Below are 26,076 nucleotides of genomic sequence, written 5' to 3'. Positions count from 1 at the left end.
TTAAAGGTATCAAAATGATTTTGACGGTCGGTAAAAAAGCACTTCTCAGTGCAATGATTTTTCAGGCTAAATGTGATGTCAGATATTATCTAAACGGCATTTGTTTTGCCCCTGATAAAAAGCTGTATGCTGCTGACGGCTATCGAATTTTTATTGGCGAGCATGAGACTGAATCGCTATATGAAAGCGTGATAATTTCAATTAAAGGCGCAAAAGTTACTCGCTTTGACAAGGCACAAATTGATACCCGAAATGGAATTGTGACCTATCTTGATGAAGACGAGTTACGTGTTGGTGCAGCAATCTGTGAGGTTATTGACAGGAAATATCCGAACATAGAGCAAGTGATACCCAAGGAAAATAAACCTGTTTCAATCATTGGCTTCGATGCGCGTTATCTTGCAGACATACAGAAGGTAGCCAGGATTTATCAACTAAACGTAAATGATCAGAAATATTTTCTGTTTCAACAACATCTGGGTAATCGTACACCGCTAACTCAAGCAGTTCAAATTGTAAATTTCTATCGAAATTAGCTAATGAATCATTCATTACTCTACCTCTTGGTTGTTGTGAGAAACACCAAGTGTACCACTGCCGCCTGAGGTGGCTAAACATTCAGGCAATTAATCAATTTAAGGATGTGTGAATGCGGCTATGCGCTCGTGGGACAGTCAAGACTATAAATTATCTTATAATAGCTAAATATAGTTTGATTGCGTTTACCCGTCCGTGATGACTGTAATCGGACACCAAGAGGCACTTGGGCACACGTCCTAACTCATGCATAAGACCTAATTAGGTCTTTTTTTTCACCTGAAGGTAATTAAATGAATAACGATGAATTAAGAAAAATTCTTGATGAGCAGAAATTTTGGGTAGATTCGATGGGCAAGAATGGTCGTAAAGCCAATCTAAGAGGTGCCAACTTAATTAGAGCAGACCTACAGGGAGCAGACCTATGGGGAGCCAATCTACGTGGAGCAGACCTATATGAAGCCAATCTACGTGGAGCCAATCTACATGAAGCCAACCTAAGTGAAGCCAACCTACATGGAGCAAACCTACATGGAGCCAATCTAAGTGGAGCTGACTTACCCCATGATACATTCGTTATTATGGGTGAACCCTATCCAATAATGATTACAAATGGAGAAAATCTTCGTGCAGGATGTCAACATCATTCGGTAGAAAAGTGGCGACAATTTAGCAAAGAAGACATCGCAAATATGGATGGCAGAAAAGCGCTTGAGTTCTACCCTCGCTTACTGGATATACTGGATTTTTACCTGGGAAAAGGTGAGCGCCCTGACTGGTTAAACCAAACGGCACAATAAGAAGGATTAAACACGATGAGATTGGACAATCCACGCATTGTAACAGCAAAACACCCTAATATGGGTAATCTGGTTGGCGTAACTAATGGCAGTCGTGATTTGAGCGATTCAATATACTTAAGCAGTATTGATATTCGTGATGACGATGACAGAGAAGTACGCACTTTTAAGACAATCATACAGTGCTTAACAAATGAAAATGATCGTCTTAAGAAAGAGAACCGGAGACTGATGAAGATATACCGTGAAATTGACAAAAAGCGAAATAATTTTTTCTTTTATCAATTTAACTTAAATTAACGCTTATTTTAATAATTCAATCTTAAAGGAAAATATAATGAACATGAAACTCATCGAATTAGCTATTCCAGCTAACCGTAAATTTGTACTCTATTTTGGTATTAAAATGTCTATCAATGAAGACCATCACTTTATTGCAACAGATGAATGGGGAGACGTGATGTCTTTCAAAAAAAGACCCATAAAAAAAGATTTTCGCTTTGGTTGGGAAAACGATGGAACTGATGATAGCGAACTACCTGAACTCGTTGCTAAAGTTGATTTGAATGGAATCGACTGGAATAACACGCTCAAAACAGTTGAAGAGTGTCTGTTCACTTAAATACCCATCGAAAAACCTTCCGCCTAAACCCATTTTTTAATTCAATCTTCAATTAACCAGGAGCTAAAAACATGAACCAGCTTAAACAGCAGGAGCTGCGCTACGTCTTAAATAGTGACAGCTTCGCCCAAAAAGACAGCTTAAAAATTATCCCCACCGTGCTAATCATTGCGTTGGCAAGCCTCGTTTTATTGTTAGCAAGATAGGAATAACTCATGACTTTATTTGAATTAACTCAGTTGGTTAAGAAGCAAAGAAAAAGCAATGAGCTTAAGGAACATTACAAATATGAACATCAACGTGAGGTACTGGGGCAACAAAATGTTCCTGTTAGCTGGCAGGATTTTCGAGGAGATTTTACATGAAAATGCCGAGGCTAACGGATAAAAGGAGATGCCAATCAAAAGAAGACGCTATTGCCTATGCAATACAACAGATGGAGGCAATCAGGCAAGGAAAAGAACCATTGTCGCCATCGATGAAAGAAAAGCGTCTAGCAATGGAAATGTATGACAAAGAAGCAAAAGAGATTGAAAAACTAATAATTCAATCCTCGCCAAATACTTACAATCCTATATATGTTCAAAATAAAGAATACAATCCTTTCCTTGATCAAGAACTAAGAGATGGACCGTTAGGTGGAAAAATAAGAGGTGATTAGATATGGCGACCGCAACACTAATACTGGGTGAGTCAGGGACAGGAAAATCCGCTAGCCTTAGACATCTAAGCCCTGAAGAAACTTTATTAATCCAAACGTTAAAAAAACCTTTGCCGTTTAAATCAACTCAATGGCGAAATTGGGATCAAAAAGATGCCACAACCTCAATATTTGTCAGTGACTGTTGGCAATACATCATGAAAGCTATCGAAAAAAGCCTCAAGTTACGAAAAAAAAGATAGTTGTTATTGATGATTTTCAATATCTGATGGCAAATGAATTCATGCGCAGATCAGATGAAAAATCTTTCGATAAATTCACAGAAATAGGCGCTCACACATGGAATGTGATCAATGCGGCAGTAAAATCATCATCAGATGATCTAAGGATATATTTTCTCTCGCATACCGAAGAAACACCATTAGGTAAAGTCAAGATGAAAACAATTGGCAAAATGCTTGATGAAAAAATAACCGTTGAGGGCATGTTTACTATTGTACTGAAAACGGTAGTTAAGGATGGTCAATACTTATTTTCAACACAAAACAGCGGTTATGATACCGTCAAATCCCCAATGGGAATGTTTGAAACACCCGAAATTGAAAACGACATAAACGCAGTTGATACAGCGATTTGTGACTATTACAGCTTAAAAAAAACTAACATAACGGAGAAAACAGCATGAACCACAACATTATCTTTACCTACAGCTAGGAGTCAGCCTTATTAACCTATCAAGGGGGGTTCATTAATGAATCAGGCGCGTATGTGATCACAATTGCAGAGGCAAAATTAAGCAAAAGTGATAAAGGCGCTGAGTTTATTGAATTCTCAGGTGAATCGGAGGATGGCAGAAAAGTTAACTATCTAAGTATTTGTTGTAAGAAAAATGACGGCACGGTAAACCCTTTCGGTCAAAATATGGTCAATGCCATGATGGGATGCATTGGAATTCAGCGAGTAACCTCGGTTGTCCACAACAATAACCTGGTTGCGCCAGAATTCCATGGCAAAAAAGTAGGACTTGTTTTGCAAAAAGTTCTAAGAACGAAGAAAAATGGCGATGAAAGTTACAGCTTTGATATCCGTATGCCATTTGTAGCAAACACTGGACAAACGCTTTTAGAAAAAGTTGAAAACAAACCCGCACAAGCAGTTAAAAACTTGTTGCGCACTATAAAAGATAGAGACGAGCGTAGACCAACTCATACGCCAGTAAATAATGAGTTTAATCTTTTTTAGACAAGGAGTTCCTACCATGTGGGTTTTAATCCTATCCATGTACGCCAGCCCTTACGCGTCAAATGACTTTGCAAGTGTTCATACTCAGGAATTTGACACTGAGAATATGTGCCAATTCGCCGCTAAACAGTTTGAGCGTGAATTTGAAACTTTCAAGGATATCAACGCAAAAGCAATTTGCATTAAGAAATAATCCAATGTTAAAAGGTTCAATCATGAAACTTAACATCATTAATTTACTAATCACAACATTTTTGTTTATCGGTGCAGCGTTTGCCTTTGAACTCATTGTTGGACATCTCGCGCACGCCGATGCCGTCATTGACCCGCAAATCAGGTTTAAACGTGGTGAATTAGGCAATATTCATTTAGGCGGACAAGAGCTACTGGTTATTGGTGTCATGCTGGTGCCAGCACTTATGATCATTTTGGGAGTATTTATCGATACTATGAAGAAGTAGTTGCAAAACAAGAAATCATTACCCACCCTAATCTATTCCACTTAATTAATACCCGTTCATCAATTTTAATATTGAAGGATAACTATATGCGAAATTTAACAAATGAACATTACCCTATCATTGCTGGCGTAGAAATCACGACAGACTCAGATGGTCGTTTCAACCTAAATGCGTTACATAAAGCCAGTGGCGGCAAGATGCTAAACGCCCTAAAACATGGCTTGAGACAAAACAAGCCAAAGAGTTAATTGAAGAGCTAAGGCAGAATTCCGCCTTAGGTCAAGAAGTAATCAAAGTTCAAAAAGGCGGCATAAATCCAGGCACTTTTGCTCATGAGCTGTTAGCCATTGAGTATGCTGGCTGGATTTCGCCAAAATTCAGATTGATGGTTAATCAAACCTTCCTGGATTACAAAACAGGAAGATTAGCTCCTGTCACCCCAACAACAGACTGGTTAGATAATCCTGCACAATTACGAAAAATGCTGATTAGCTATACCGAGCAAGTGGAAAAAATAAGCAGTGAGCGTGATGAAGCTATTAGAACAAAATCACAAATCAGCCGCACTCGTGAAGCTTCTGCAATGGGTAAACTCAGCGTTGCTACCCGTAAAAATCGGGAACTGACAGAACGATTGGGAGAAAGTGTTAAACATGCCACCATCACAGCTGTAAAGAATGCCACAGGGAAAGAATACAAATTTGCCCCACTTCGCAGATGGTGCCGTGAGAACCAGATGGAAGCAACCGAAGTGCCTGATATTCGTTATGGTCAGGTTAAGTCATGGCCTGCTGAATCATGGCTACAGGTATACGGTATCAATCTGAAATCGTTATTTGCTAATAGCCAACGTACTCACTAGAGATTGACCACTATTTGGTATTTCTGAATCACTCAAAAAAAGACCAGCGCAAGGCTGGCAATATTAGGGAAATGATGTGGTTACGAACACACAACGGTATGAATATATCATAATTAACTGAAATTGATTAAATTTTAATCAGAATGGTAATCATTTGATTGGTAATGGGAGTAACTGTATGAATAACATCCATGAATACCGAACAACGTTACATCATGTAAAAGCAGGGATGCAGGCTATTTATCATGGTGAAAGGATGAAAATCATTAGATTGAAGGAAAAAAAATTAACAAACAAAGGATTGATATATCAATTTGATACCGATGAAGAAAGTAAAACATTAACCGGAAATGGCGGTAATAAAATCACTGTCTTAGAAAAAATAGACGACTTGCATAAAAGTAAAAGCTGGTATGTTTAGGAGATGAAGTGAAGTATGACCTGATACTCGCAGACCCACCCTGGCAATACCAAAACAAAGCATCAAACGGCGCAGCACACAATCACTACAACACCACTGACTTTTACTCCCTCACCCGACTACCGATAGAAACCATCGTCAATGATAACTCCGTACTCTGCATGTGGTACACGGGGAACTTTGCGCTGGAAGCTATCCGATTAGCCGAAGCATGGGGATTTAAGGTCAAAACCATGAAGGGATTTACCTGGGTCAAGTTGAATAAGTTAGCCAAAGAGCGGATTTCTAAAGCTATCAAGAAAGCTGCGCTATCTTATGCTGATGATTTTCTGACATTACTCAATGCTGAAACACGCATGAATGGCGGTAACTACACCCGCAGTAATTCAGAAGACTGTTTAATTGCCATCAAGGGGAAAGGACTAGAACGCAAGGACGCATCCATCAAACAAGTTATCTACGCCTGTCTCGGTGAGCATAGCCAAAAACATAAAGAAGTCCATTACCGATTAGAGAAGCTCTACGGTGATGTGAAACGTATTGAACTTTTCGCTCGTGACAAAGTGCAGGGCTGGGATCTATGGGGCAATGAAGCGCCTGAGAATAGTGTGAATTTTTGAATGTAATTAAGTGCTCTCTTTTTATGAAAATACGCACGAGGAAACAACTATGCAAATGTTAACTTTGGAAGAATGGGCTAGTGAACGATATAGAAGTCACCATCCAAAACTAAATACATTACAACGTTATGCGCGTAATGGTCATTTTTATCCACCAGCACGAAAAGAAGGAGGCATTTGGCGTGTAAGGGAAGATGCAGAATTGGTTGGAGATTTAACAAAACCATTTATTGATAAAAATGATAACCCTACCTTACAAAGGATTTTAAATGATGGCTGCTAGACCTCGTAAAAATAATGTTAGTATTCCAAATTTGTATCCATTATACAGTCGTAAATCGAACAAGATTTATTGGCGTTACCGTCATCCAATAACAGGAAAGTATCATGCACTTGGTAGTAATGAAGCTGAAGCAAAACAAATTGCTATTGAAGCGAATAATCGGTTTGCTGATCAACGTAACCGACAGATCTTAGCTATTAGTGACCGAATTGCGCGTATTAAAGGAAAAGAGATTACGGTTAACACCTGGTTAGAAAAATATTGGAAAATTCAAGAAGAACGTTTAAAAGAAGGTGATATAAAGCTAAACACCTACAAACAAAAAAGAAAACCCATTGAATTAATGCAAAAAGCATTATCGATAAAACCACTAACGTTAGTCGATGCCAGAGATATCGCTCAGATATTAGATAAATATAAAATAAATGGTCAACATCGAATGGCTCAAGTTATTCGTTCTGTTTTAATTGATGTATTCAAGGAAGCACAACATGCAGGAGAAGTTCCTCCTGGTTATAATCCTGCGTTAGCAACAAAACAACCTAGAAGAAAAATAACCAGACAACGGCTTAATTTGGATGAATGGAAAAAAATTTTTAAAATTGCTGACACGACTCATCGTTACATGGGAAACGCAATGTTACTAGCATTGGTTACTGGTCAACGTTTGAGTGATATTTCTAAAATGAAATTCAGCGATATTTGGGATAATGATTTGCACGTCATTCAGGAAAAAACCAACGCGAAATTGGCAATACCACTTTCTCTAAGATGTGAGGCAATAAATATATCCCTAAGAGAAGTAATAGAGCGTTGCCGTGATAATGTAGTTAGTCCATACCTAATTCATTATTTTTATACAACGTCACAAGCCAAACGTGGCGAAAAAGTAAAACCCAACACTCTAACCACTAATTTTAAAAAAGCAAGAAATAAAACTGATATTGATTGGGGAGAAGGAACACCCGCAACATTTCATGAGCAACGTTCATTATCAGAGCGCCTTTACAGAGAACAAGGGATCAACACCAAAGATTTACTAGGCCACAAAAGTCAATTACTAACTGATAAATACCATGATGATCGAGGTAAAGAATGGATAAAAGTTATTATTTAATTGAATATTTTTTAGCTAGTTTTGATAAATTATTTTGATAAAGTTTTGATAACCGTTACAAAGTGAATAATAAAAAACGGAAACCATTAAGCTCCCGTTATCAATCAAGTAAAACAGACAATTACATATGGCTGATGATCGCATCGCCAAACTCACTGCATTTCAATAGCTTAGAACCAGGCATTAAGCGCTCAAAATCATAAGTCACGGTTTTGGCGGCAATCGCCCCTTGCATGCCTTTAATGATTAAGTCGGCCGCTTCTGTCCAGCCCATGTGGCATAACATCATCTCAGCAGAAAGGATTATAGAGCCTGGATTCACTTTGTCTAGACCTGCATATTTCGGTGCTGTGCCATGGGTTGCTTCAAATAGTGCACAACTATCGCCTATATTCGCGCCAGGGGCGATACCAATACCGCCAACTTGAGCCGCTAAGGCATCCGAAATATAATCGCCATTAAGGTTCATACAAGCAATAACGTCATATTCAGCTGGGCGCAACAAAATTTGCTGTAAAAACGCATCAGCAATTACGTCCTTGATAATAATATCTTTACCTGTCTCTGGATGTTTAATTTTCATCCATGGGCCACCATCCAGTAATTCAGCACCGAATTCATCTTGTGCTAACTGGAATCCCCAATCTTTAAAAGCACCTTCAGTGAATTTCATTATGTTACCTTTATGCACTAAAGTGACCGATTGACGATTATTTTGCATAGCATACTCAATTGCTGCTCGCACTAGCCGCTTAGTCCCTTCTTCTGAACAAGGCTTTATACCGATACCACAGTTGGTTGGGAAACGAATTTTATTTACCTCCATCTCATCTTGCAGAAATTTAATCACTTTATCTGCTTCAGAGCTGCCCGCTTTCCATTCAATCCCAGCATAAATATCTTCAGAATTTTCGCGAAAAATAACCATATCCGTCAATTCTGGCTGTTTTACTGGGCTAGGGGTACCTTGATAATAACGCACAGGCCGTAAACAAATATAGAGATCAAGTTGTTGACGTAAAGCAACATTTAAAGAACGGATCCCGCCGCCCACAGGTGTAGTTAGTGGCCCTTTAATAGAAACATGATATTGCTGGATCAAATCGAGTGTTTCAGCCGGTAACCATACATCTGTGCCATAAATTTGGGTTGATTTTTCGCCGGTATAAATCTCCATCCAAGAAATCTTTTTGTCACCTTGATAGGCTTTTTTTACTGCAGCATCAACCACTTTTAACATCACAGGGGTAATATTAGCACCAATGCCATCCCCTTCAATATAAGGAATTATTGGATTATTAGGGACATTGAGCTTACCTGCTGCCAATGTAATTTTTTCACCCTGTTGAGGAACTATTACTTTGCTTTCCATCAATCTTTCCTTTTCGTTATCTTAGCGCAATACCTATTAACTTTTGGTAAGAATATTGCATGGTACTTGAATACTTTTTCTACGCCAATGCCTGTTAATTTAAGGTATAATAGGGATCTCATTTTTTATTACTCATGGCTATGACAAATTTGCATCATAAAAAGTCCAAATCGAAACAACACCATGACAAAAATAGCGTAAATTTTTGTCAAACATACGATTAATTTACGCAGAATAATACTATTTAATAAACCGTTCGATGTATTGTCACAATTTACTGACCAAATTGGTCGCCAGACATTAAAAAATTACATTTCTGTTACCAATGTTTATGCCGCAGGACGTTTAGATCGTGATAGCGAGGGTTTATTAATACTCACTAATGATGGAAAATTACAAGCGAAATTGACCCAGCCAAACAATAAAACAAAAAAAATTTACTATGTGCAAGTAGAAGGTATACCGGAACAAGCAGCATTACAAAAATTTTGTCGTGGCTTGCTATTAAAAGACGGTATGACCAAGCCGGCAAAAGCTGAACTTGTTGCTGAGCCCGACTGGCTTTGGCCGCGTCACCCTCCTATACGTATCAGAAAAAACATCCCAACCTGTTGGCTAAGGATCACCTTATCAGAAGGCCGCAATCGACAAATACGTCGTATGACCGCCAACATAGGATTTCCAACCTTAAGATTGATTCGCTATAGTATTGCCAATTTTCAATTAGATAACTTACAACATGGTGAATGGAAGGAGATTGATCTTGTTTAAACCGCACGTAACCGTTGCTAATGTCGTTCACGTTAATGGTAAGTTTTTAGTTGTAGAAGAAATTATTAATAATAAATCAGTCTGGAATCAACCAGCTGGACATCTAGAAGCCGACGAAACTATTTTGGCTGCCGCTAGCCGTGAGCTGTATGAAGAAACCGGTATTAATGCATTTCCCCAGCAATTAATAAAAATCCATCAATGGATAGCGCCTGATGGCTGTGCTTTCTTGCGGTTTCTTTTTTTAATTGAACTGGATGAGATGCCTAAAACCGCTCCACAAGATAATGATATCCATCAATGTTTATGGCTTACTGCCGATGAAATATTATCTAGTCGGTGCCTTCGTTCACCTTTAGTGGCAGAAAGCATACGCTGTTTTATGACCCGAAAATTTTTCCCATTAACATTAATCGACGCTCATCAATTTCATGCTGGCTAATAGCGATTAATTCAATGCTACTATGGTGCAACTTGCCACAGCATGTTAAAATATTTGTTTTTATGTTTGCCCGCAGTGAGATTTATTCATGTCAGATAACCAGTTGAAAAAAGTCATCGTTGGAATGTCCGGTGGCGTAGATTCATCCGTAGCCGCTTACCTATTAAAACAACAAGGTTATCAGGTTGCTGGTCTATTTATGAAAAACTGGGAAGAAGACGATAATGAAGAGTATTGCGCAGCGGCTACCGATCTTGCCGACGCACAATCCGTATGCGATAAACTCGATATAGAGCTTCATACTGTTAATTTTGCCGCCGAATATTGGGACAATGTTTTTGCCCATTTTCTTGCTGAGTATAAAGCTGGCCGCACTCCAAACCCCGATATTCTGTGTAATAAAGAAATTAAATTTAAAGCATTTCTAGAATTCGCGGCGCAAGATCTGGCGGCAGACTATATAGCCTCCGGCCACTATGCTCGACGTAAAACCGTTGATGGGTGCCATCAATTATTGCGTGGCTTGGATAATAACAAAGATCAGAGCTATTTTCTTTATGCTTTGGATCAATCGCAATTGGCACAAAGTCTTTTCCCAATCGGTGAGCTGGAAAAATCAACCGTTCGCCGTATCGCTGAAGAACTTGGTTTAATTACGGCTAAAAAGAAAGACTCAACAGGAATTTGTTTTATTGGTGAACGTAAATTTCGCGACTTCCTCGCTCGCTACCTGCCGGCTAAACCAGGTGCAATTATAACAGTTGACGGTAAAACTTTAGGCCAACATTCAGGCTTAATGTATCATACGTTAGGTCAACGTAAGGGATTAGGTATCGGTGGTGTAAAAGAAGCTAACGACGATCCCTGGTACGTTGTCGATAAAGATATTAAAAATAATCGCCTCATTGTTGCCCAAGGCCATAACCATCCACGTTTGATGTCGACAGGACTTATCGTCCAACAAATCCATTGGATTAACCCACCAGCATTAAACGAAACCAAGCAATGCACAGTTAAAACGCGTTATCGGCAACCCGATATCCCCTGTACAATTGAGCAGTTTAGTGACAATAAAATTGCCGTGCAATTTGATTATCCTATTGCTGCCGTTACACCCGGTCAATCCGCAGTCTTTTATCATGGTGAAATTTGTTTAGGCGGTGGCGTTATTGAAACACGTATTCAGGAGTCAATGTGAGCAAAAATTTTTATAATATTACACTTGCTTTTGCCGGTATCTGCCAAGCATGTCATTTGGTTCACCAAATAGCTCATAATGGCAAAATTGACGATAATGCAATAGAAGTTATGATTAATAGCACGTTAAATATTAATCCAACTTCCACATTAGATGTTTATGGCAATAGCGAGACAAATCTTCGCATTGGTTTAAATACTTTAATTGCTATACTTACCGCCTCAAATAATACCCTTTACTCAAATTTAACTCGCTACTTATTAAGTCTTATCGGATTAGAGCGTCGACTAAGAAAAAATCCATCGGCAAGTAATGAACTAAAACGACGTATTGAACTACTTCAACACCAAAAAAATTATTTTGAGCCTATGTCCAGTGGTATTTTTAACGCGCTGGCGGGTATTTATGTGGATGTGATTAGCCCTATTGGCCCTCGTATTCAGGTAACGGGTGCTCCTGATATCCTTCAAAATAGTTCGGTACAAGCTAAAGTGCGTGCATTACTTTTTACGGGTATTCGTAGCGCCGTTCTATGGCAACAAATCGGTGGCAGCCGCCTACAATTAATGTTTTCGCGACAAAGTTTGATCACTCAAGCAAAAGAAATTCTTGCTCATTGTTAATAAATTTGGGAGTCACTAGCAATGGAATTATCTTCACTGACTGCTGTATCGCCAATTGATGGCCGCTACAGTGATAAAGTCAGTCTATTACGTCCAATTTTCAGTGAATTTGGTTTACTGAAATATCGTATTCAAGTAGAGGTATGCTGGCTACAAAAATTAGCTGCATGTGCTGACATTCAAGAAGTCCCCACTTTTAGTGCCGAAGCAAAGGCTTATCTTGAGCTAATTGTTACTAACTTCAATGAAAATGATGCCATTCAGATCAAACAAATTGAACAAACAACGAATCATGATGTAAAAGCGGTTGAGTATTTCCTAAAACAAAAAATGGCCGCCATGCCTGAACTAGAAAAAGTGGCAGAATTTATTCATTTTGCCTGTACCTCTGAAGATATTAATAATCTATCCCATGCGCTAATGCTAAAAACTGCCCGTGACCAAGTAGTTCTTCCACAATGGCGAAAAATCATTAATAATCTAAAAGAGATGGCTCATCTTTATCGCGCTTTGCCGCTACTATCAAGAACCCATGGCCAACCTGCGACACCGACTACGATAGGTAAAGAGTTTGCCAATGTTGCTTATCGTATGCAGCGGCAATATCAGCAACTTGAGCAAATCGAAATTTTAGGCAAAATTAATGGCGCGGTGGGTAATTATAACGCCCATTTATCAGCTTATCCTGACATAAACTGGCATTTGTTCAGTGAAGAGTTTGTCACTTCGTTAGGTATAAAATGGAATCCGTTCACAACCCAAATTGAACCGCACGACTATATAGCTGAACTATTTAATTGTATTGCTCGTTTCAATACCATTTTGATCGATTTTAATCGGGATATCTGGGGTTATATTGCCCTTAACCATTTCAAACAAAAAACCGTTGCCGGTGAAATTGGTTCATCAACCATGCCACATAAAGTTAATCCGATTGATTTTGAAAATTCCGAAGGTAATCTCGGACTAGCAAATGCCTTATTAAATCATCTGGCAAACAAATTACCCATTTCACGTTGGCAACGTGATCTAACAGATTCAACGGTATTACGTAATTTAGGGGTCGGCATTGGTTATGCTTTAGTCGCTTATCAAGCGACATTGAAAGGCTTAAGCAAGCTAGAAGTTAATGAGCAAAATTTACAAACTGAATTAGACGCAAACTGGGAAGTGCTGGCTGAAGCTATTCAAACTGTTATGCGCCGCTATGGAATTGAAAAACCTTATGAAAAACTAAAAGCGTTAACCCGCGGCAAGCGAGCTACAGCAGATGACATCAAAGCATTTATTGATGACTTAGATTTACCTCAAACAGAAAAAGATCGATTAAAAACAATGACTCCGGCCAACTATATTGGTTACTCAATTAATCTGGTGGACTATTTAAAATAACGTTAATCGGTGAGCAATATTGATTGCTCACCCTACTTTTACATTTAGTCAGTCAATCAAACCATATAATTATTTTCTTTTCATTCAGTAATATCTTGCCGTCATCCAGCTATCCTTCTAACATAGGATTTATTACTACTTTTTCTAGTAGAGCTATTGAGAAATTGAGGTTGTTATGCGGATATTAATTGTAGAAGATAATGCGCTTTTACGTCACCATCTAACTGTCCAGTTAAAAGAGACCGGTCACCAAGTAGATGCAGCAGCAGATGCTAAAGAAGCCGATTATTTTTTGCAAGAGAGTAACCCCGATATTGCAATTGTTGACTTAGGATTACCGGGTGAAGATGGATTAAGTATGATCAGGCGTTGGCGGCAAGACAATATTAAATTGCCTATTTTAATATTAACCGCTCGTGAACGCTGGCAAGAAAAAGTGGTTGCCTTAAATAGTGGCGCCGATGATTATGTTACCAAACCTTTTCACCTGGAGGAGATCTTAGCAAGAATTCAAGCATTAATGCGTCGTAACAGTGGACTTGCTTCGCAAATACTTCAACTGAGTGATTTTATTATTGATATGTCGCGTAAAGAATTCACTATTAAAGATAAAAATATCAAACTTACTGCATTTGAATATAAGATTTTAGAAACTTTAATGCGCAATAACAGTAAGGTGGTGAGTAAAGAGTCACTAATGCGCCAGCTCTATCCAGATGCAGAATTGCGTGAAAGTCATACTATCGATGTTTTAATGGGACGATTACGAAAAAAGATTATGCAAGTGTGGCCTAATGATGTCATTGTGACCGTTCGTGGGCAAGGTTATCGGTTTGACGCAGAACAGCCTGATGATGCTATTTAATTTTATAAAACGCAAAAAACCTCTTTCGTTGCGAACTCGTTTTTTACTTGCGACTTCAGGGATAATATTAGCATTAACACTCTCCTATGGTGCTGTTGCTATCGTTGGCTATTTAGTTAGTTTTGATAAAACAACCTATACCTTACTACGAAGTCAAAGTAATCTATTTTATAGCCTGGCTCAATGGCGTAATAATAAGTTAGATATTCATGTTCCAACTGACTTCACCTTAAATACCTCGGCTTTTATTTTAATTTATAATCAACAGGGTGAAATTCTGTGGCGACAACACTATATTCCCGCCATTGAAAAAGCCATTGAAAAAGAGTGGCTAAAAAAGGATGGGCTGTATGAATTAGACACCGATTTAAATACCACTCGTGAATTAATGAAAGTTTCACCTAACGGCAGTAAACCGGCTAAAAACGTTACTGATATTGAGGATCGCTCTTTAATTCACTCAGTTTCTGTCAACCATTATCAGGCAACCGAAAATCTACCGCAACTTACTATTGTAGTCATAGATACCTTACCTTTAGATCTACAGAAAACTGGATTAGTTTGGGAATGGTTTGGCTATGTTATATTAACCAATTTTATTCTGGTCATTCCGCTACTTTGGCTAGTGACTTCCTGGAGTTTATACCCGATAAAATCATTAAGCTCACAAATAAGCGGCATCGAAAAAGGCGAGCGGGAGGCACTGGATGAAAATCCGCCATTAGAGCTCAGCGGATTAGTGCGTAACTTGAATAATTTACTCGTAAACGAACAAAAGCGCTATACCAAATATCGTACTACACTGGCTGATCTGAGCCATAGCCTAAAAACTCCGTTAGCGGTATTACAATCAACCCTCCGTTCTGTGCGCTCAAGCAAACAAATGACCATTGAACAAGCTGAACCTATCATGCTGGAACAAATTGGCCGAATTTCACAACAAATCGGCTACTATTTGCATCGTGCAAGTATACATAGTGAGGATCATTTCGCGATCCGAGAGATTTCTTCTGTTTCCGCCTTATTAGACAATCTATGTAGTGCTTTAACAAAAGTATATCAACAAAAAGGCGTCAATTTGACCCTCGATGTCTCACCTGAAATGACTTGGCTAGGTCAACCGATAGATTTTATGGAAATTATGGGTAATATTATTGAAAACGCCTGCAAATATTGTCTTGAATTTGTCGAAGTTAGCGCTAGTAGCACTGAAAATTCATTAATTATTATCGTAGATGATGACGGTCCTGGTGTTGCTGAAGATAAAAGTGATTTGATTTTTTTACGAGGTCAACGAATCGATACTCTACGACCAGGACAAGGTTTGGGACTCTCTATTGCGGCTGAAATAATTGAACAATATGATGGAGATATTGCTATTACTCATAATCCATTAGGTGGAGCGCGAGTGATTGTCACTTTTAGACAACAACTCCCGGTGACAGATAGCTAATATCACTAAATAGCAACGCCATTTGCTTACCTTTTAGCTAACAAATTAAATAAATATGCAGAATAAAATGATTGACTATCAACTTAATATCAATTGGCCAGATTTTATCAAAAATTATTGGCAAAAGCGGCCGTTATTAATAAAACAAGGATTTACTGATTTTATTGATCCTATTTCAGCTGATGAGTTAGCAGGATTAGCTATGGAAGATGAAGTGGATAGCCGATTAGTTAGCTTTCAAGCTGGAAGTTGGAATGTTACTCACGGCCCTTTTGATAACTATGATCAATTGGCCGAAACTGGATGGTCACTACTAGTACAAGCCGTTAATCATTGGCATTATCCAGCATCGGCCCTAATAGCCCCCTTTCGTGTTTTATCTGATTGGCGAATTGATGATTTAATGGTTTCTTATTCTGTTCCAGCAGGTGGGGTTGGCCCCCATATTGATCAATATGATGTTTTCATCATTCAAGGTCTTGGCCGTCGTCATTGGCGAGTAGGTGAAAAGATCACACTAAAACAACATTGTCCACATCCAGATCTACTCCAGGTTGAACCTTTTGCTGCCATTATTGACGAACAACTTGAGCCAGGTGATATTCTTTATATACCGCCAGGCTTTCCCCATGAAGGTTATTCCATAGAGACTTCACTTAATTACTCCGTTGGGTTTAGATCACCGTCTAGCCGTGAATTATTTAGTAGTTTTGCCGATTATCTTATCGCTAATGACTTAGGTAATTATCATTATCGTGATCCAGATATAGCAACACGTGACCATCCTGCTATGATATTGCCCACTGAATTAACGGAAATCCAACATATAATGCAACAAATGCTTGCTCAACCACAAATTTTTACTCATTGGTTTGGCACATTTATTTCTCAGTCACGTCATGAGTTAGATATTGCACCGCCCGATCCATCCTATACCCTTGAGCAAGTTATTCAGCTTCTGCGCCAAGGAAATACGCTATACAAACTTAATGGCTTACGTACGTTATGTGTAGCAGATCAATACTTTGTTAATGGTGAACAATTAAAATTTTTTAAACCACCTATCACAGCCATCAATATATTGTTTGAAAAACCACAGATCCAAGCTGATATGTTAGATAACGCTTTGAATAACAATTGTTTTATGCAATTATTAACCAAACTAATTAATGATGGATATTGGTATTTTAACGATTAAAATTGTTTAACCTGTATATCATAAAACATGATTAGCTTGACTGGTTGATAATTCATTGGCAGGTTAATCATTATTCGTTTACAGCCACTTGGTCTGATTTAGCATATTGTGCCGTTAAAGTGACAATGCGAAGAATGACTTCAACTGCCTGCTGCATACCCTCTAAAGAAATAAATTCATATTTACTATCAAAATTATATCCACCAGTAAAAATATTTGGACAAGGGATACCATAATTGGCTAACAGTGCGCCATGGGTAATATCTCGAATTGGTTGTACAATAGGTTTAATATTACAGTCAATCATCGCTTGTTTAGCAATATCAATGACATGTGGATACTGGCAAACAACTTTATTCATATTGTAACAAATATCATCGACCGTCAATTCAATGTAACAGTCAGGATGCAAATCTTTTCCCAGTTCTTCTGCAATATGGAACATAGCTCGTTTGCGTTTGGCAAAGCTTTGCTCATCAAAATCACAAATAATATAATTCATTTCAGTTTTTTCTACTGTGCCTTTAATACCATTTAGATGATAAAAACCTTGATCCATTATGGTTGACTTTGCTATTTCTTGGCTTGGGATCTGATTATGAATACGGGTAGCCAATGTCAAAGCATCTACCATACCCTCTTTAGAACTCTCTTTAAGTGTCCCTTTACCGATAATTTTTATCCTCACATTAGCAATATTAAAATTTTCATATTCAAGCCCGCCAATCCCCCTGCCAATCAAATTATATGCCCACTGTACCTTAAATTTTTTTAAATCGATGTTATGCGCACCACGACCTATTTTGGCATCGGGTGTAAACACTATATAAATATCACCATGAGGAATATTTTGCTGTTCTAGATGGCTTATCGCCGTCATAATTTCAGCAATACCCGCTTTATTTTCTGCCCCTAATAAAGTTTTACCATCAGTAGTAATTATCGTTTTACCTATCATTTCATGCAGAATGGGAAACGTCACGGGTGATAATACCGAATTACCAATACCTAATGCGATATCACCACCACGATAATTTTCAATGAGTTGCGGCTTAACATTTTTACCGACAAAATCAGGTGAAGTATCGAGATGGGAAATAAAACCAATAGCAGGAATAGAACGTTCAATATTGGCGGGTAGCTTCGCCATTACACAACCGTTTTCTAGCAGCTCGCTAGTAGAAATTCCTAACTCTGATAGTTCGCTCAATAATAACTGCGCTAATTTTACTTGGCCAGAACTGCTAGGCTTAGATTTTGTATAAGTCTTTGACTGACTGTTAATCGCAATATATTCCCAAAAACGCTCTAAAAGCCTATCCATTTCTCCTCCCTCAATGAATTGTTAGCGCATTATGCGGAAGGAATTAATGACAATTATTGCGTCAAATCAGCTTTAGCAGCATATATTAATAAAACACACTAATACTTAATCATAGTTTGAACTCTGCAACTAAACCGTCAATATACTTTTCAACAATTTTTGTTGCCGCGCCATAATGTTTTTCATCAAACTGGCTTTCGATCTGACTGGGCTCAAGATTTAATTCAACAGTATGTGCACCAGCAAGTTTAGCTTCATGGACAAATCCAGCAGCAGGATAAACATGGCCCGAGGTACCAATGGCGATAAAAATATCCGCTGATGATAGAGCTTGATAAATCACCTCCATGCCTAGTGGCATTTCACCAAACCAGACAATATGGGGACGCAAAGGTTGCGGAAATTGGCAACAGTGACAACGATCATCGGTGGTTAAATCACCTTTCCATTCAATAATCTGACCTGTTTGGCAACAACGAGCTTTTAATAATTCACCATGCATGTGAATAATGCGTCTATTACCTGCTTTTTCATGCAAGTTATCAATATTTTGCGTAACTAATAAAAAATTATCACCCAGAAGATGTTCTAATTTGGCTAACGCATAATGGGCGGCATTGGGTTTTATATCCGGTTGCTGTAATTGATAACGACGCTGATTATAAAAACGTTGTACTAATTCTGGATCTCTAACAAAACCTTCAGGTGTTGCGACATCTTCAACTCGATGCTCTTCCCATAAACCATCTGTAGCTCGAAAAGTACGAATGCCAGACTCAGCAGAAATACCGGCGCCGGTTAAAATGACAATTTTTTTTCTTTTCATCTTATCAATCAACTGTTTATCACGGTAAAAAAGACAACAACGAAATCTTTGTCGATGTAAGTTTTTCTTTTTACGTAACTTTCTAAGCCGACAATGAAACCGCATCATAGACAGTATCCTTTTTCATGCTATACGACCCATTACTTTCAATCAAACAATCGCCTCTTTTAGATAATGCCAGCAAAAACCACAACGGTTATTGCCCACTCAAAATACGCGCCGGATCTATTTTTGTTGCCCGTTTAGCTGGATACCAACTAGCGAGTAAACTTAAAATTAATGTTGTTAACATGACATAAAATACATCGGTAATATGCAGCTCAGAGGGTAAAAAATCGATAAAATAAACATCACCGGACAAAATAGGATGACCAACAATATTTTCTATACATTTAATAATAGTCGTTAAATTTAGTGATATAAAAACCCCAACTAACATACCAATAAAACAACCAACCATTCCCGTTATTAATCCATACCATAAAAAAATCGCACGAATAAAACTATCTTTAGCACCAAGTGTTCTTAATATCGCAATATCACTGCTTTTGTCTTTTACCGCCATGACCAGCGTAGATACAATATTAAAACAGGCAACACCAATGACCAATATCATGGCAAGATACATGATGCCTCTTACCATTTGAATATCGCTATACATGTAACCATAATCGGCTATCCAACTTTTAATAGTGACATAATGGCCAGTATTTATGCCTGCATCATAAACAACTTTATTGGCAGCAAAAACATCCGTTACACGGATCTGAAAACCAGTAATACCATCACCATAGGCTAAATATTGCTGGGCATCTTGCAATGGTACGATTGCCAATTGATGATCTAACATGCCATTTAATTTGAATACACCAATAACTGTGACACTAATTCGATTCGGTTGCTGAATACGTAATTTATCATCATGATTAGGGATCATGATGGTAATATGATCGCCGGGCGAAACTTTTAATGTTTCTGCGACACCTTGACCTAAAATAATTTCGTTATTGCCTGGTTTTAATTTTTGCCATGCATCATTCAATATAAAATTAGGTAATGAACTGACAGTTTGCTCTGACGATAAATCAACACCGGCTACTTGAATTGCTTTCAACGCACTTCCTTTTTCAAGTAATCCGGTAAAATTAATATACGGTGATACACCAACCACTCCGGAAGTTTGTCGCACCTTAGCTAAATCAGCTTGCCAATTTAAATAAGGTTGATTGACTGCCGCAATCTGGCCATGAGGGACAACTGAAAGTATGCGATTTTTTAATTCACGTTCAAAGCCATTCATCGCACTTAAACCAATAATTAACACAGCAACGCCGAGCACAATACCCAGTGTAGAGATAATTGATATCAATGAAACCAAGCCAGCCCTTTTTTTACCTCGACTAAAGCGAAGTGCAATTTTTAACGCACCGGGCAATTCCGCCATGATTATTGCACTCCCTTTAAGGTCCGCTCATCCTGTAAATAACCATCCCGCATTTCCAACTGACGCGTTAAACGGCCAGCGAGCCGCAAATCATGGGTTACTACTAAAAATGCCGTTCCCTTTTGCTGATTAAGTTCCAATAATAGATCAAAAATGACATCTGCATTGTGTAAATCTAAATTACCTGTTGGTTCATCGGCTAATACTAAAGCGGGTTCGTTAACGATTGCCCGGGCAATTGCAACTCGTTGACGCTCACCGCCAGATAATTCAGCCGGACGATGATTTACTCGATGCGATAAACCTACTGCGGCTAGCATTTCATCGGCTTTTTGTTGCGCTTTTATCCGTGTCATTCCGCCAATTAATAATGGCATCATCACATTTTCCAACGCGGTAAAATCCGGTAATAGATGATGAAATTGATAAATAAATCCTAACTCTTGATTACGCAGTTCTGCTCTGTCACTGGTAGAAAGCGAACTAATTTTTTTACCATTAAAAATGACCTCCCCACTGGTTGGCGTATCTAACCCACCCAATAAATGAAGTAGCGTACTCTTGCCAGAACCTGAGCTACCCAGAATTGCCATCATTTCACTCTTGTTGATAGAAAATGAGATATTTTTAAGCACGTTAGTCGAAATTTTGCCATCTTGATAACTTTTACAGAGGTCTTGGCAAACTAGTAGCGGAGAATTATTCATAACGTAAAGCCTCTGCAGGTTGTACGGTGGCTGCACGCCAAGCTGGATAAAGGGTAGCCAATAATGAGATAGCAATTGAAGATAAAGCAATGAATATAATACGGCCAGGATCAATAGATATCGGCAATTCGATACCCTTAGCTAATAAACCTAACATTGGCATTATTATATTAAGCTGGCTTGCGATAAATAGACCTAATAATGTGCCAATGAGGGTACCAATGATCCCAGCTCCAGCTCCCTGTAGCATAAAAATAGCCATAATTTGGCCTCGCTTTAAACCTAATGTCTGTAAAATAGCCACTTCAGACTGTTTTTCCATGACTAATAATGAAAGTGAAGTAACAATATTAAACGCTGCCACGGCAATAATGAGACTCAATAATAAGCCCATCATATTTTTTTCCATTCTAACCGCCTGAAAAAACTCTCCTTTTCGTTCTCGCCAATCCTTCCATTTTATACCTGTCGGTAACGTTTGTTGACTCAAGCTATCAACAGTTAAAGGTGAATCAAGATAAAGACGCCAACCCGTAATATGACCGATCGGATAACGCATTAATCGTGCCGCATCCTGCTGATTAACCAATAATTCACTATTATCGGCTTCACCTTGGGTAGCAAAAACGCCAGCTACCGTGAATAAACGCTGACTGGGTATTCTGCCCATTGGTGTAAGTTGACTAACTCCAGGCACAATTAATCTCAATTGATCTCCTCGCTTTACCTCCAGTTGTTCAGCCAATTTTATGCCTAAAATAACATGATAACTGCCGGCGGTTAAAACTGTCGGATCAACCTCTTGCAGATGTTTTAACAAAGGCTCGCTCGACGCTTCATCAACGCCGATCATAACCGCAACTCCCACATTTTGCCTGCTCTGTAATACCACATCACTTTCAACAATGGGGGCTATGCGATTAATTCCCTGTAAATAGGTTACATTTTTTGCTGGATATTGATTGGGATTGAGATTACCTTTAGGTGTCGTTAAAATAGCCTGTGGCATGTATGCCAAAATACTCTGTTGCAATGAACGTTCAAAACCATTCATAACAGCAGTGACGGTAATTAATGCCATAACGCCTAGTGCAATGCCAATCGTAGATAAACTCGATACAAACCGACCAAACCGGTCACCTGTTCGTCCACGCATGTAACGTAGACCAATATAAAAGATAACAGACTGAGACATGAAATCCGATATACCTCTGTTGCCAAAGCGAAGTGTTTGGCGATAATAAAGGGTAGCGTTACTGAATGGAACCACCCTAAGCCAATGTTTTACGATTTTTTATATCTAACTTAACAGATTAGACTATTTTTCGTTTGTTTTAGTGTCAACAAAACAAGTATTACAATTTCTATCAATGAGAATTAATTAATCCATATGTCGGCAAAATATTATTACCAACTCCCCAAACAGCAAGGTGATACTCGCCATTTGGGGTGTCTAATTGGCGCGGCAGCCGCTGTTGAGTGTGCTGATATTGTCGATCGCCATCCGGGTCTTGTGGTTTTGATCACTCAAGATACGCATAATGCCTTAAAATTATGTGATGAAATACAACAATTTTCGCCAAATTTAGTCACAATGCTTTCAGATTGGGAAACGCTTCCTTATGATAGTTTTTCACCACATCAAGAAATTATTTCAACGCGGTTAGCCAACCTTTATCGACTACCAACCCTGACAAAAGGTTTATTAATTCTTCCGGTTAATACCTTAATGCAAAAAGTTTGCCCTATTGATTTTCTAACCAGCAATGCCCTGGTTATGCATAAAGAAGATAAACTTGCACGTGAAAAATTGCGTAATAATCTCGATAAAGCCGGTTATCGAAACGTTGATCAAGTGCTCGAACATGGTGAATATGCTACACGTGGAGCGTTACTAGATCTCTTTCCAATGGGTAGCGACTTTCCGTATCGGATTGACTTTTTTGATGATGAAATCGATAGCTTAAGAACTTTTGATGTTGATAGCCAACTTACGATTAGTGAAGTTGAGCAGATAAATTTACTGCCTGCTCACGAATTCCCGACTGATGATAAAGCCATTGAATTATTTCGTAGCCAATGGCGAGAACATTTCGACGTACGCCGTGATCCTGAGCATATTTATCAACAAATCAGTAAAAAAATACTACCTGCAGGAATTGAATATTGGCAACCTCTTTTTTTTAATCAGCCGTTATCTTCGCTGTTTGACTATTTACCTGCCAATACATTGCTAATTACCCAAGATTTAGCTGCCGCTACTGATAGATTTTGGACTGACACTTATCAGCGCTATGAGAGTCGCCGAGTTGATCCCATGCGTCCGCTACTACCCCCTGAAACACTTTGGCTAAATAGCGAACAACTTAATCGTGGCCTTAAAGCATGGCCGCGTATTAAAATATCCGTTGAATCGGTTGCCCAAAAAGCAGGCTATACCAACTTGCCCTACTTAGCTTTACCTGATTTAAGTATCAGTCAGCAGAATAAAGCTCCACTAAATAAGCTCGATCAATTCAGTAAGAATTTTACTGGGCGGATTGTTTTTTCTGCCGAAAGCGCTGGGCGACGTGAAACAGTACAAGAGTTACTGGCACGGATAAAAATTGATCCCACCAGGATTAAAACCTTGCATGAAGCTCATAAACCTGGTTTTTATATTACAGTGGGTGCGGCTGAACAGGGGTTTATTAATCAAGATCAACAAATTGCCTTTATTTGTGAAAGCGATATTTTAGGTGAACGGGTTATTCAACGTCATACCGAACAACGTAAAGCCATTAATACCGATCTATTGATCCGTAATCTAGCCGAATTGCGACCAGGACAACCCGTTGTTCACCTTGAACATGGTGTTGGGCGTTATCAGGGCTTAACCACTTTAGCTGCGGGCGGTATTCAAGCCGAGTACTTAGTGCTAACATATGCTGGCAATGATAAACTTTATGTTCCTGTTTCATCCCTAAATTTAATTAGTCGCTATAGTGGTGCCAGTGATGAAAGTGCACCACTACATAAATTAGGTGGTGATGTCTGGACTAAAGCGAAACAAAAAGCAGCCGAAAAAATTCGTGATGTTGCCGCCGAGTTGTTAGATATTCACGCTCAGCGTAGTATCAAGCCAGGTTTTGCTTTCAAACACGATAAAATGCAATATCAACTTTTTTGTCAAGGTTTTACCTTCGAAACCACCGTCGATCAAGAACAAGCTATTAATGCTGTTTTAAGTGATATGTGCCAACCAATTGCCATGGATCGCTTAGTCTGTGGTGATGTTGGCTTTGGTAAAACCGAAGTAGCGATGCGAGCTGCATTCCTGGCAATAACCAATAATCAACAAGTTGCCGTATTGGTGCCAACAACGCTACTGGCGCAACAACATTTCGATAATTTTCGCGACCGTTTTGCTAACTGGCCAGTACGGATTGAAATGCTGTCACGCTTTCGTAGTAACAAAGAGCAGCTACAGATTATCAATGCAGCGGCTGAAGGAAAAATAGATATCTTGATTGGTACCCATAAATTACTGCAAAATGATATTCGTTGGAAAGCACTTGGATTATTGATTGTCGATGAGGAACATCGTTTCGGGGTTCGTCACAAAGAGTTAATTAAATCGATGCGAGCTAATGTTGATATTCTGACATTAACGGCAACACCTATTCCTCGAACCCTTAATATGGCAATGAGTGGCATGCGTGATCTGTCTATTATTGCTACTCCTCCTTCTCGTCGATTATCCGTTAAAACCTTTGTTCGTCAATATGACGACTTAATAGTGCGGGAAGCCATTTTGCGTGAAATATTGCGTGGTGGACAAGTTTATTATCTGTTTAATGATGTAAAATATATTGAGAAAGCCAAACAGCGTTTGGAGTCGCTGGTACCTGAAGCGCGTTTTGTAATTGGCCATGGGCAAATGCGTGAGAGAGATTTGGAGCGAGTGATGACCGATTTCCATCGGCAGCGATTCAATGTATTAATTTGCACCACCATTATTGAAACAGGAATCGATATTCCTAGCGCTAATACTATCATTATTGAACGTGCCGATCATTTTGGTTTAGCGCAATTACATCAATTACGTGGCAGAGTTGGTCGCTCTTATCATCAAGCCTATGCTTATCTCTTAACACCCCAGCCGAAAGCGATGACCATCGATGCGCAAAAACGGCTTGAAGCGATTGCAGCGCTGGAAGATCTTGGTGCTGGCTTTGCATTAGCAACCCATGATCTAGAAATTCGAGGGGCAGGAGAGTTGCTTGGTGAAGAACAAAGCGGACAGATGACCACTATCGGATTTACACTTTATATGGAACTGCTAGAAAATGCCGTTGAGGCGTTAAAGCAAGGCAAACAACCTTCTTTAGAAGAGCTAACCCGCCAACAGACTGAAATTGAGTTAAGAATGCCGGTACTACTGCCGGATGATTACATACCCGATGTCAATCTCAGATTATCTTTTTATAAAAGGATCGCTAGCGCCAAACATGACAATGAGTTGGATGAGTTAAAAATTGAACTTATCGATCGTTTCGGTAGCCTACCCGATGCAGGCAAGCAGTTACTCCAATCTACTGCCATCCGGATACATGCGCAAGCATTAGGTATTAAACGAATAGAAGCACATGAAAAAGGCGGATTTATTGAATTTAGTGAACAAAATAGAGTCAACGCCACTTTTCTTATCGAATTACTACAAAATTCACCCGCTATTTATCGGCTAGATGGGCCTAATAAATTGAAATTTGTTAAACCACTAAGCAATTATACTGAAAGGCTCTCTTTCGTTGGTCAATTAATAGCCGATTTTCAATCACATCAAGTATAAATTA

At 38.8% G+C, this 26,076-nt stretch carries 29 protein-coding genes and 2 pseudogenes; 25 read left to right on the top strand and 6 right to left on the bottom strand.

Annotation, left to right across the window (positions count from 1 at the left end; translation table 11 throughout):
• Window positions 1-14 precede the first annotated feature (14 nt).
• The 16 genes and pseudogenes from LDL57_RS06230 to LDL57_RS06155 all read left to right on the top strand — a co-directional run bounded on the left by LDL57_RS06230 (window position 15) and on the right by LDL57_RS06155 (window position 7,626).
• Window positions 15-536: a beta clamp domain-containing protein gene (locus LDL57_RS06230; protein ID WP_180559260.1), complete on the top strand. Its 522-nt coding sequence runs from the start codon at window positions 15-17 to the stop codon at window positions 534-536.
• A gap of 294 nt (window positions 537-830) precedes the next feature.
• The gene (locus LDL57_RS06225; RefSeq protein WP_225507295.1) at window positions 831-1,337 is read left to right on the top strand and encodes a pentapeptide repeat-containing protein; all 507 of its coding nucleotides are present in this window, start codon (window positions 831-833) and stop codon (window positions 1,335-1,337) included.
• A gap of 15 nt (window positions 1,338-1,352) precedes the next feature.
• Window positions 1,353-1,637 carry a hypothetical protein gene (locus tag LDL57_RS06220; RefSeq protein ID WP_225507293.1) on the top strand — a complete coding sequence of 95 codons (285 nt, stop codon included), beginning with the start codon at window positions 1,353-1,355 and terminating at the stop codon, window positions 1,635-1,637.
• A 37-nt stretch (window positions 1,638-1,674) separates the two neighbouring features.
• Window positions 1,675-1,959, top strand: a complete 285-nt coding sequence (locus LDL57_RS06215) for a hypothetical protein (RefSeq protein ID WP_225505450.1) — start codon at window positions 1,675-1,677, stop codon at window positions 1,957-1,959.
• 71 nt (window positions 1,960-2,030) lie between these two features.
• Complete coding sequence (locus LDL57_RS17730; protein ID WP_255498959.1) at window positions 2,031-2,165, top strand: hypothetical protein; 135 nt, start codon at window positions 2,031-2,033, stop codon at window positions 2,163-2,165.
• A gap of 9 nt (window positions 2,166-2,174) precedes the next feature.
• Window positions 2,175-2,324, top strand: a complete 150-nt coding sequence (locus tag LDL57_RS06210; protein WP_180558291.1) for a hypothetical protein — start codon at window positions 2,175-2,177, stop codon at window positions 2,322-2,324.
• Entirely contained in the window at window positions 2,321-2,620 is a 300-nt protein-coding gene (locus LDL57_RS06205; RefSeq protein ID WP_225507291.1) for a hypothetical protein, read from the top strand. Before LDL57_RS06210 ends, LDL57_RS06205 begins: the two co-directional genes overlap by 4 nt.
• 2 nt (window positions 2,621-2,622) lie before the next feature.
• Window positions 2,623-2,862, top strand: a complete 240-nt coding sequence (locus LDL57_RS06200; protein ID WP_225507289.1) for a DNA ligase-like domain-containing protein — start codon at window positions 2,623-2,625, stop codon at window positions 2,860-2,862.
• A gap of 41 nt (window positions 2,863-2,903) precedes the next feature.
• On the top strand, window positions 2,904-3,305 hold the full coding sequence (locus LDL57_RS06195; protein ID WP_225507287.1) for a hypothetical protein: 402 nt from the start codon (window positions 2,904-2,906) through the stop codon (window positions 3,303-3,305).
• A 62-nt stretch (window positions 3,306-3,367) separates the two neighbouring features.
• Complete coding sequence (locus LDL57_RS06190) at window positions 3,368-3,862, top strand: DUF669 domain-containing protein (RefSeq protein ID WP_375141959.1); 495 nt, start codon at window positions 3,368-3,370, stop codon at window positions 3,860-3,862.
• 197 nt (window positions 3,863-4,059) lie between these two features.
• The gene (locus tag LDL57_RS06185; protein WP_225507284.1) at window positions 4,060-4,323 is read left to right on the top strand and encodes a hypothetical protein; all 264 of its coding nucleotides are present in this window, start codon (window positions 4,060-4,062) and stop codon (window positions 4,321-4,323) included.
• A gap of 86 nt (window positions 4,324-4,409) precedes the next feature.
• Window positions 4,410-4,765 (top strand): annotated as a pseudogene (locus LDL57_RS18145) (KilA-N domain-containing protein); the annotation flags it as partial.
• A gap of 598 nt (window positions 4,766-5,363) precedes the next feature.
• Window positions 5,364-5,606 (top strand): hypothetical protein, encoded by a 243-nt coding sequence (locus LDL57_RS06170; RefSeq protein WP_180558691.1) that lies wholly within the window; start codon window positions 5,364-5,366, stop codon window positions 5,604-5,606.
• Between the two features lie 8 nt (window positions 5,607-5,614).
• Window positions 5,615-6,226, top strand: a complete 612-nt coding sequence (locus LDL57_RS06165) for an MT-A70 family methyltransferase (protein WP_180558690.1) — start codon at window positions 5,615-5,617, stop codon at window positions 6,224-6,226.
• A 49-nt stretch (window positions 6,227-6,275) separates the two neighbouring features.
• Window positions 6,276-6,509: an excisionase gene (locus LDL57_RS06160; RefSeq protein WP_225507282.1), complete on the top strand. Its 234-nt coding sequence runs from the start codon at window positions 6,276-6,278 to the stop codon at window positions 6,507-6,509.
• Window positions 6,499-7,626 carry a phage integrase Arm DNA-binding domain-containing protein gene (locus LDL57_RS06155; protein ID WP_180558692.1) on the top strand — a complete coding sequence of 376 codons (1,128 nt, stop codon included), beginning with the start codon at window positions 6,499-6,501 and terminating at the stop codon, window positions 7,624-7,626. The genes LDL57_RS06160 and LDL57_RS06155 overlap by 11 nt, the downstream gene beginning before the upstream one ends.
• Before the next feature lie 121 nt (window positions 7,627-7,747).
• Here LDL57_RS06155 and icd read toward each other — a convergent pair whose 3' ends face one another.
• Entirely contained in the window at window positions 7,748-8,998 is a 1,251-nt protein-coding gene (gene icd, locus LDL57_RS06150; RefSeq protein ID WP_225507280.1) for an NADP-dependent isocitrate dehydrogenase, read from the bottom strand.
• 228 nt (window positions 8,999-9,226) lie between these two features.
• Here icd and rluE point away from each other — a divergent pair.
• The 8 genes and pseudogenes from rluE to LDL57_RS06110 all read left to right on the top strand — a co-directional run.
• Window positions 9,227-9,769: pseudogene (gene rluE / locus LDL57_RS06145) on the top strand (23S rRNA pseudouridine(2457) synthase RluE); the annotation flags it as partial.
• A complete protein-coding gene (locus LDL57_RS06140; RefSeq protein ID WP_180559129.1) occupies window positions 9,762-10,211 on the top strand; it encodes an NUDIX domain-containing protein in 450 nt (149 codons plus the stop codon). The pseudogene rluE and the gene LDL57_RS06140, both read left to right, overlap by 8 nt.
• 88 nt (window positions 10,212-10,299) lie before the next feature.
• Window positions 10,300-11,409: a tRNA 2-thiouridine(34) synthase MnmA gene (gene mnmA, locus LDL57_RS06135; RefSeq protein WP_180559128.1), complete on the top strand. Its 1,110-nt coding sequence runs from the start codon at window positions 10,300-10,302 to the stop codon at window positions 11,407-11,409.
• Window positions 11,406-12,032 (top strand): high frequency lysogenization protein HflD, encoded by a 627-nt coding sequence (gene hflD / locus LDL57_RS06130; RefSeq protein WP_180559127.1) that lies wholly within the window; start codon window positions 11,406-11,408, stop codon window positions 12,030-12,032. Before mnmA ends, hflD begins: the two co-directional genes overlap by 4 nt.
• 21 nt (window positions 12,033-12,053) lie before the next feature.
• The gene (gene purB / locus LDL57_RS06125; protein ID WP_180559126.1) at window positions 12,054-13,424 is read left to right on the top strand and encodes an adenylosuccinate lyase; all 1,371 of its coding nucleotides are present in this window, start codon (window positions 12,054-12,056) and stop codon (window positions 13,422-13,424) included.
• A 175-nt stretch (window positions 13,425-13,599) separates the two neighbouring features.
• Window positions 13,600-14,289: a two-component system response regulator PhoP gene (phoP, locus tag LDL57_RS06120; RefSeq protein WP_180559125.1), complete on the top strand. Its 690-nt coding sequence runs from the start codon at window positions 13,600-13,602 to the stop codon at window positions 14,287-14,289.
• Window positions 14,279-15,742, top strand: a complete 1,464-nt coding sequence (gene phoQ / locus LDL57_RS06115) for a two-component system sensor histidine kinase PhoQ (RefSeq protein WP_180559132.1) — start codon at window positions 14,279-14,281, stop codon at window positions 15,740-15,742. Before phoP ends, phoQ begins: the two co-directional genes overlap by 11 nt.
• 70 nt (window positions 15,743-15,812) lie before the next feature.
• Window positions 15,813-16,940 carry a ribosomal protein uL16 3-hydroxylase gene (locus LDL57_RS06110; RefSeq protein ID WP_180559131.1) on the top strand — a complete coding sequence of 376 codons (1,128 nt, stop codon included), beginning with the start codon at window positions 15,813-15,815 and terminating at the stop codon, window positions 16,938-16,940.
• Between the two features lie 70 nt (window positions 16,941-17,010).
• Here the strand turns inward: LDL57_RS06110 and pepT are convergent, their stop codons facing one another.
• From pepT to lolC, 5 genes are all read right to left on the bottom strand, one after another.
• On the bottom strand, window positions 17,011-18,264 hold the full coding sequence (pepT, locus tag LDL57_RS06105; protein WP_225507278.1) for a peptidase T: 1,254 nt from the start codon (window positions 18,262-18,264) through the stop codon (window positions 17,011-17,013).
• 109 nt (window positions 18,265-18,373) lie between these two features.
• Window positions 18,374-19,195: a Sir2 family NAD+-dependent deacetylase gene (gene cobB, locus LDL57_RS06100; protein ID WP_180560253.1), complete on the bottom strand. Its 822-nt coding sequence runs from the start codon at window positions 19,193-19,195 to the stop codon at window positions 18,374-18,376.
• Between the two features lie 91 nt (window positions 19,196-19,286).
• The gene (gene lolE, locus LDL57_RS06095) at window positions 19,287-20,534 is read right to left on the bottom strand and encodes a lipoprotein-releasing ABC transporter permease subunit LolE (RefSeq protein ID WP_180560248.1); all 1,248 of its coding nucleotides are present in this window, start codon (window positions 20,532-20,534) and stop codon (window positions 19,287-19,289) included.
• A gap of 2 nt (window positions 20,535-20,536) precedes the next feature.
• Complete coding sequence (gene lolD / locus LDL57_RS06090; protein WP_180560247.1) at window positions 20,537-21,241, bottom strand: lipoprotein-releasing ABC transporter ATP-binding protein LolD; 705 nt, start codon at window positions 21,239-21,241, stop codon at window positions 20,537-20,539.
• Complete coding sequence (gene lolC, locus LDL57_RS06085) at window positions 21,234-22,436, bottom strand: lipoprotein-releasing ABC transporter permease subunit LolC (RefSeq protein ID WP_225507276.1); 1,203 nt, start codon at window positions 22,434-22,436, stop codon at window positions 21,234-21,236. Before lolC ends, lolD begins: the two co-directional genes overlap by 8 nt.
• 195 nt (window positions 22,437-22,631) lie before the next feature.
• Between lolC and mfd the strand changes: the two genes are divergently transcribed.
• Window positions 22,632-26,072, top strand: coding sequence for a transcription-repair coupling factor (gene mfd, locus LDL57_RS06080; protein WP_225507274.1), 3,441 nt, complete (start codon window positions 22,632-22,634; stop codon window positions 26,070-26,072).
• Window positions 26,073-26,076: the final 4 nt, after the last annotated feature.

It is taken from the genome of Arsenophonus apicola (assembly GCF_020268605.1).
Lineage (GTDB): Bacteria > Pseudomonadota > Gammaproteobacteria > Enterobacterales > Enterobacteriaceae > Arsenophonus > Arsenophonus apicola.
Note: the sequence above shows the minus strand (reverse complement) of the source record. Positions and strands in the feature narration are given on the sequence as shown.

Bases quoted from the DNA above. Each gene is read 5' to 3' on its own strand.
- lolD (WP_180560247.1), bottom strand. From the start codon at position 21,241: ATGAATAATTCTCCGCTACTAGTTTGCCAAGACCTCTGTAAAAGTTAT.
- mnmA (WP_180559128.1), top strand. From the start codon at position 10,300: ATGTCAGATAACCAGTTGAAAAAAGTCATCGTTGGAATGTCCGGTGGC.
- LDL57_RS06210 (WP_180558291.1), top strand. From the start codon at position 2,175: ATGACTTTATTTGAATTAACTCAGTTGGTTAAGAAGCAAAGAAAAAGC.
- mfd (WP_225507274.1), top strand. From the start codon at position 22,632: ATGTCGGCAAAATATTATTACCAACTCCCCAAACAGCAAGGTGATACT.
- LDL57_RS06185 (WP_225507284.1), top strand. From the start codon at position 4,060: ATGTTAAAAGGTTCAATCATGAAACTTAACATCATTAATTTACTAATC.
- LDL57_RS06205 (WP_225507291.1), top strand. From the start codon at position 2,321: ATGAAAATGCCGAGGCTAACGGATAAAAGGAGATGCCAATCAAAAGAA.
- LDL57_RS06220 (WP_225507293.1), top strand. From the start codon at position 1,353: ATGAGATTGGACAATCCACGCATTGTAACAGCAAAACACCCTAATATG.
- lolE (WP_180560248.1), bottom strand. From the start codon at position 20,534: ATGGCGGAATTGCCCGGTGCGTTAAAAATTGCACTTCGCTTTAGTCGA.
- cobB (WP_180560253.1), bottom strand. From the start codon at position 19,195: ATGCGGTTTCATTGTCGGCTTAGAAAGTTACGTAAAAAGAAAAACTTA.
- LDL57_RS06160 (WP_225507282.1), top strand. From the start codon at position 6,276: ATGCAAATGTTAACTTTGGAAGAATGGGCTAGTGAACGATATAGAAGT.
- LDL57_RS06215 (WP_225505450.1), top strand. From the start codon at position 1,675: ATGAACATGAAACTCATCGAATTAGCTATTCCAGCTAACCGTAAATTT.
- pepT (WP_225507278.1), bottom strand. From the start codon at position 18,264: ATGGATAGGCTTTTAGAGCGTTTTTGGGAATATATTGCGATTAACAGT.
- LDL57_RS06200 (WP_225507289.1), top strand. From the start codon at position 2,623: ATGGCGACCGCAACACTAATACTGGGTGAGTCAGGGACAGGAAAATCC.
- LDL57_RS06170 (WP_180558691.1), top strand. From the start codon at position 5,364: ATGAATAACATCCATGAATACCGAACAACGTTACATCATGTAAAAGCA.
- lolC (WP_225507276.1), bottom strand. From the start codon at position 22,436: ATGTCTCAGTCTGTTATCTTTTATATTGGTCTACGTTACATGCGTGGA.
- phoP (WP_180559125.1), top strand. From the start codon at position 13,600: ATGCGGATATTAATTGTAGAAGATAATGCGCTTTTACGTCACCATCTA.
- LDL57_RS17730 (WP_255498959.1), top strand. From the start codon at position 2,031: ATGAACCAGCTTAAACAGCAGGAGCTGCGCTACGTCTTAAATAGTGAC.
- purB (WP_180559126.1), top strand. From the start codon at position 12,054: ATGGAATTATCTTCACTGACTGCTGTATCGCCAATTGATGGCCGCTAC.
- LDL57_RS06225 (WP_225507295.1), top strand. From the start codon at position 831: ATGAATAACGATGAATTAAGAAAAATTCTTGATGAGCAGAAATTTTGG.
- icd (WP_225507280.1), bottom strand. From the start codon at position 8,998: ATGGAAAGCAAAGTAATAGTTCCTCAACAGGGTGAAAAAATTACATTG.
- LDL57_RS06155 (WP_180558692.1), top strand. From the start codon at position 6,499: ATGGCTGCTAGACCTCGTAAAAATAATGTTAGTATTCCAAATTTGTAT.
- LDL57_RS06195 (WP_225507287.1), top strand. From the start codon at position 2,904: ATGCGCAGATCAGATGAAAAATCTTTCGATAAATTCACAGAAATAGGC.
- phoQ (WP_180559132.1), top strand. From the start codon at position 14,279: ATGCTATTTAATTTTATAAAACGCAAAAAACCTCTTTCGTTGCGAACT.
- LDL57_RS06230 (WP_180559260.1), top strand. From the start codon at position 15: ATGATTTTGACGGTCGGTAAAAAAGCACTTCTCAGTGCAATGATTTTT.